Below are 717 nucleotides of genomic sequence, written 5' to 3'. Positions count from 1 at the left end.
ATGTCGATCGGCGTGACGATCCTTGCCATCATTGTTCTCAGGCTTTGCTGGCGCATCTTCACCCAACCCCCTGTCAGGCACACCTCACGGTTCGTGCGGTTTGCGACTGCTTTCTTCCACGTGTTTCTCTACGTGATGATTCTTGCCGTCCTGATAACGGGATGGCTGGGCTATCGGCCAATGCCTTTCATGCCTCCCGCACGGCTTTTCGGAAACTTGCATGTGCCGTTGGCGCCATCGGTCGGCGGGCTGTCGGCAAGGGCTTTCGCGTTTGTCCATGCCAAGCTGGTCTGGATAATGCTTGGATTTGTCGGCGTTCACATCCTGGCTGCCTTTGTGCATTTCCTGGTGCTTCGCGATGGTGTCATGCGCAGCATGTTCTTTGGACGGCCGAACATCGCTCACCGGGAAGCGCAGCTCGCGGTCGACGAGGCCGGAAGCTCACGCGAACGCCCATAATCCTCCGGCAATGACAGCCGCGTACCGCGCCGCCTTGCCCACGGCGACGAGAGCAACGAACACCCCGAGATTCACGCGGGCTGCGCCAGCCGCAATGGTGAAAGCATCTCCGGCAAACGGCAGCCAGGCAAAGAGCAGCGTCCATTCGCCAAAACGTCGGAACGTCCGGCTTGCCTGCTCATAGCGCTCGGGACTTACCGGAAACCAGCGCCTGGTCCGGAGCGTGTCGATGCCGCGTCCCAGAATCCAGTTCACCAC

At 60.3% G+C, this 717-nt stretch carries 2 protein-coding genes; one reads left to right on the top strand and one right to left on the bottom strand.

Features of this window, described 5'->3' with window-relative positions; all coding sequences use genetic code 11:
* Positions 1–459 (top strand): cytochrome b (locus NKJ89_RS35640; protein ID WP_352609084.1); only part of this gene is annotated, 459 nt, incomplete at its 5' end.
* Here the strand turns inward: NKJ89_RS35640 and NKJ89_RS35635 are convergent.
* Positions 442–717, bottom strand: a 276-nt coding sequence (locus NKJ89_RS35635; RefSeq protein WP_352609083.1) for a YqaA family protein, incomplete at its 5' end; no start/stop codon positions are given. The genes NKJ89_RS35640 and NKJ89_RS35635 overlap by 18 nt on opposite strands.

The sequence above is a fragment of the Mesorhizobium sp. M0047 genome (assembly GCF_040323315.1).
Classification (GTDB): Bacteria; Pseudomonadota; Alphaproteobacteria; order Rhizobiales; family Rhizobiaceae; genus Mesorhizobium.
Note: the sequence above shows the minus strand (reverse complement) of the source record. Positions and strands in the feature narration are given on the sequence as shown.